Genomic DNA, 4,502 nt, shown 5'->3' with positions numbered 1-4,502 from the left:
CCCGCCTGCGGTTCGAACGGGACTAGGCGCTCATTGGCCGGTTTCCGCATGAGCGTCCTCCCCGACCGGATCGGTTGCCTCATCCTCGAACCAGTGCGCGCGCGCGGCCATGATGATCTCGTTGCCCTGTTCGTCCGACAGATTGTACGCCGCCAGGATGCCGCCCTTGTGCTCGGGGCGCTTGGGCGCGTCCTCGTTGCGGCGGCGCGGCTCGACCCGCTTCTTCTCGACCAGCTCGTCGGTGGCGAGATCGGCGAGATCGTCGAGCGTCAGGATCTTGGCCTTGCCCAGCGTCACCAGCATCGCCTCGGTCAGGTGCGGCATCGTCGCCAGCTCGTCCTCGACGCCCAGCGCGGTGCGCTCCTCGCGGTTGGCGGCCTCGCGCCGGTCGAGCGCCTCGGTGGCGCGGCTCTGCAGCTCCTGGCCGAGATCCTCGTCGAAGCCCTCGATCCCGGCGATCTCCTCCAGGTCGACATAAGCGACCTCCTCCAGGCTGGTGAAGCCCTCCGCGACCAGCAGCTGCGCCAGCGTCTCGTCGACGTCCAGCTCGTTCTGGAAGGTCTCGGTGCGCTCGGTGAACTCCTTCTGGCGCTTGTCGCTGGCGTCCTGCTCGGTCAGGATGTCGATCGCCTTGCCGGTCAGCTGGCTGGCGAGGCGGACGTTCTGGCCGCGCCGGCCGATGGCGAGCGACAGCTGGTCGTCGGGCACCACCACCTCGATCCGCTCCTCCTCCTCGTCGATGACGACGCGGCTGACGGATGCGGGCTGGAGGGCGTTGACGACGAAGGTGGCGATGTCGGGCGACCAGGGGATGATGTCGATCTTCTCGCCCTGCATCTCCTGCACCACCGCCTGGACGCGGCTGCCCTTCATGCCGACGCAGGCACCGACCGGGTCGATCGACGAATCGCGGCTGATGACACCGATCTTGGCGCGGCTACCGGGATCGCGCGCCGCCGCCTGGATGGTGATAATGCCGTCGTAGATCTCCGGCACCTCCTGCGCGAACAGCTTCTTCATGAAGTCGGGATGCGCGCGGCTGAGCAGGATCTGCGGCCCCCGCACCTCGCGTGCGACCTTGAAGATCAGGCTGCGGATGCGGTCGTTGACCCGCACCACCTCGCGCGGGATCTGCTGGTCGCGGCGGATGACGCCTTCGGCGCGGCCCAGGTCGACGACGATGTGGCCGAACTCGACCCGCTTGACGACGCCGGTGATGATCTCGCCTTGGCGGTCCTTGAACTCCTCATATTGCCGCTCGCGCTCGGCGTCGCGGACCTTCTGGAAGATTACCTGCTTGGCGGCCTGGGCGGCGATGCGGCCGAACTCGATCGGCGGCAGCGGATCGACGATGTAATCGCCGATCGCCGCGCCGGCCTGGAGCTTGTCGGCACCCTTGACGTCGATCTGGGTGAAGTAGTTGTCGACCGCCTCGACCACCTCGACGACGCGCCACAGGCGCAGGTCGCCGGTCAGCGGGTCGAGCTTGGCGCGAATGTCGTTCTCGGCACCGTAGCGCGCCTTGGCGGCGCGCTGGATGGCGTCCTCCATCGCCTCGATGACGATGGCCTTGTCGATCATCTTCTCCGACGCGACCGAATTGGCGATCGCGATCAGCTCGGCGCGGTTGGCGGTGGCGACGCCGGCGGATGTGGGGGGGGCCATCAGTTCAGTTCCTCTGCTTCGATATCGGCACCTTCGGGCACCTCTTCAAAATCCTCCGCTCCCTCCGTCGAGAGCGGTGCGGTGGCGGCGATCAGCCGGTCGGTGATGAGCAATTTGGCGTCGGCGACCTGATCGAAGCGAACCGTCATCCGCTGGTGCTTGCGTACGTCGATGGCGATCAGGTCGCCGTCCAGCCCGGCAAGATCGCCGGTCAGCTGCTTGCGGCCGTCGACCGGCGCGGCGAGCACGATTCGCGCCTCATGCCCCGCCCAGTCGGCGAAATCGCCGAGCCGGGTCAGCGGCCGGTCGATGCCGGGCGACGACACTTCGAGTCGGTACGCGCCGTCGATCGGGTCGCGCCCCGCCTCCTCGGCGGCGTCGAGCAAATCGGACACGCGGCGCGACAGGTCGGCGCAGTCGTCGATGGTCAGCTGGCGCGTGTCGGGCCGCTCGGCCATCACCTGCAGCGTCTGGTCGTCGCCGCGACCGAACAGCCGCACCCGCACGAGGTCGAAGCCGAGCGCGGTCGCCTCGGGTTCGATCAGCTGCGTCAGGACGGCGATGTCCGCCAAATAAGTCTCCATGCGTTGTCGCCGCCGCGGAGCCGGGCCCCGCAGCCTCTTCATCTGGCGATGTAGAGAAAGCGAGATCGCTATACCCCCGGCGGCGAGGAAGGGCAAGACCGAGCTGTCCTACAGCCGGCGGCGCGGCTAGCCGGCCATCGTGGACCGGCCATCGCCCGGTGTCGGCATCGGAAAGGAGGAGTTCTCCGCGTGACTTTATGTGACCTTTCGCGGGCCGCAACCTCGCCGGGCCAGCGACGTTAATTCGCACATGATCCGTCCTTTCGCCTCCGTAGCCGCGCTGTTCCTCGCCGGCACCGCCTGCTCCGCCCAATCGACCCCGACCGCATCCGGTCCGCAGGGGCCGCAGCCCGTCGGTGCCGACCGGCCGGTGCCCGCCAACGCACCGGTCACGCCGGGCCTGCGCAACGTGCCGGCGACGTCCGGCCGCGCCAACCTAGCGCCGACACCGCCGCCGTTCGCAGTGGCCGAGATCGGCCATTATGACGAGCCGTTCGGGATGGCGTTCCTCCCCGACGGCGACCTGCTGGTGACGGAGAAGGCGGGCACGCTGACGCTGCGCAAGGTCTCGGGCGATGTGGTCAAGGTCGCCGGCATCCCGCCGGTCGCGCGCGGCGGCCAAGGTGGTCTGCTCGGCGTGGCGGTCGCGCCGGACTTCGGCAGCAGCCGGGCGATCTATCTGAGCTACGCCGAACCGCGCACCAACGGCAGCAGCCTGGCGCTGATGCGCGCTCGCTTCGACGGCACCAGGCTCGCCGACCAGCGCGTGATCTGGCGCGCCGGCTCCGACGGCCCCGGCGGCCAGTTCGGGGCCAAGATCGCCTTCTCGCCCGACGGCAGATACCTGTTCCTCACCTCGGGCGAGCGGCAGCGTTTCACCCCGGCGCAGGATCCCGAGCAGCTGCTCGGCAAGATCGTCCGCCTGACCCTTGATGGGCAAGCCGCACCCGGCAATCCGTTCGCCGACAAGGGCCCGGTGCAGGCGCAGATCTGGACCAGCGGCCATCGCAATCCCTACGGCATCCTCTTCACCCCCGACGGCCGGTTGTGGGAGGAGGAGATGGGACCCAAGGGCGGCGACGAGCTGAACCTGATCGAGCCGGGCAGCAACTATGGCTGGCCGGTCGTCTCCAACGGCGACAATTATTCGGGGCAGCCGATCCCCGATCACCCCAGCCGCCCCGACCTCGCCGCGCCGAAGCTGTGGTGGAACCCGTCGATCTCGCCGGGTGGCATGGCCTATTACACCGGCACGATGTTCCCGCAGTATCGCGGCTCGTTGCTGATCGGCGCGATGAGCGGCCAGGGGCTGGCGCGCGTGGTCGTCGATGGTGCCACCGTCCGGGCCGCCGACTTCTGGGACATGGGCACCCGAATCCGCGATGTCGCCCAGGCCCCCGATGGCGCGATCTGGCTGCTGGAGGATGGCGAGCGCAAGGCGGGCGGACGGCTGTTGCGGCTGACGCCGCGATAGGCGCTCCCGCTGCGACGATTGTTGCAGCGAATTAACTATGTTCGGCCGTTCTCCAGGGTGATCCTCGCCTCGCTAACCGGAGGAGATGCGCCGTGACCATCATCAGCCTTGACGTAAGCCAGATCGCCGACCTCGACACGCCCGTCGCCCAGTCGGGCTCGATCCAAACCGCGACAGGCTATGGCGACCCGATCTTCGACTATATCATCGGCATCGTCATGGGCGCGGCGCTGAGCCCCGACGCGTGAGCGGCCTGCCCGCGTGGCTCGACGATCGAGCGGCGCTGGCAAAGGCTCATCGGGCCTCACTGGCGGTCGCATCGGCGTGGCGTGCGAGCGAGCCATACCAGGCGCTGTTCGCCCGCTTCGATGCGCTGCCGCCTGGAGATGCGGAGGCGGTGGCAGCGGAAGCGGCGGCGCTGTTCGCCGACACCGCCTGGCTGACGGCGCTGCTTGCCCCATGGATGACCGCTCTCGCCGGAGACGACGCATTCGAGCCGCCGTTGCGGGCCAGGCGCGACCCGCTGAGCATCGGCGCGATGCTGTTCGATCATCCGGCGGTGTCGATCAGCGCGACGAGCGTGTCGGCCGACGCGCTGACGGCTTCGCCCGTACCGCGGACGGTGGTGGTGCCCGGCCGGTTGTCGGTCGTGCGATACCATCGGGCCGGCGGCGCGCGCTGGCGGCAATGGCAGGCGGAGGCGATCGCGCCCGGCTTCACCGTCCGCGGGGCGGCACCTTGCCGGCGCTTGCCCGATCAACGGCTCGGCGACGGCATGG

The 4,502-nt window shown here is 69.0% G+C and carries 5 protein-coding genes; 3 read left to right on the top strand and 2 right to left on the bottom strand.

Annotated elements, in window-relative coordinates:
- Positions 1-30 precede the first annotated feature (30 nt).
- Both nusA and rimP read right to left on the bottom strand, forming a co-directional pair.
- A complete protein-coding gene (nusA, locus tag HUU96_RS11870; protein ID WP_174292993.1) occupies positions 31-1,665 on the bottom strand; it encodes a transcription termination factor NusA in 1,635 nt (544 codons plus the stop codon).
- Positions 1,665-2,249 carry a ribosome maturation protein RimP gene (rimP, locus tag HUU96_RS11865; RefSeq protein ID WP_174292992.1) on the bottom strand — a complete coding sequence of 195 codons (585 nt, stop codon included), beginning with the start codon at positions 2,247-2,249 and terminating at the stop codon, positions 1,665-1,667. The genes nusA and rimP overlap by 1 nt, the downstream gene beginning before the upstream one ends.
- Positions 2,250-2,499: 250 nt before the next feature.
- On the opposite strand from rimP, the gene HUU96_RS11860 reads away from it, so the two are divergent.
- The 3 genes from HUU96_RS11860 to HUU96_RS11850 form a co-directional block, all read left to right on the top strand.
- The gene (locus HUU96_RS11860) at positions 2,500-3,723 is read left to right on the top strand and encodes a PQQ-dependent sugar dehydrogenase (RefSeq protein WP_174292991.1); all 1,224 of its coding nucleotides are present in this window, start codon (positions 2,500-2,502) and stop codon (positions 3,721-3,723) included.
- 92 nt (positions 3,724-3,815) lie between these two features.
- The gene (locus tag HUU96_RS11855) at positions 3,816-3,971 is read left to right on the top strand and encodes a hypothetical protein (protein ID WP_174292990.1); all 156 of its coding nucleotides are present in this window, start codon (positions 3,816-3,818) and stop codon (positions 3,969-3,971) included.
- Positions 3,968-4,502: hypothetical protein (locus HUU96_RS11850; protein WP_174292989.1), on the top strand; the 535-nt coding region annotated here is incomplete at its 3' end. The genes HUU96_RS11855 and HUU96_RS11850, both read left to right, overlap by 4 nt.

It is taken from the genome of Sphingomonas bacterium (assembly GCF_903644135.1).
GTDB lineage: Bacteria > Pseudomonadota > Alphaproteobacteria > Sphingomonadales > Sphingomonadaceae > Sphingomonas.
Note: the sequence above shows the minus strand (reverse complement) of the source record. Positions and strands in the feature narration are given on the sequence as shown.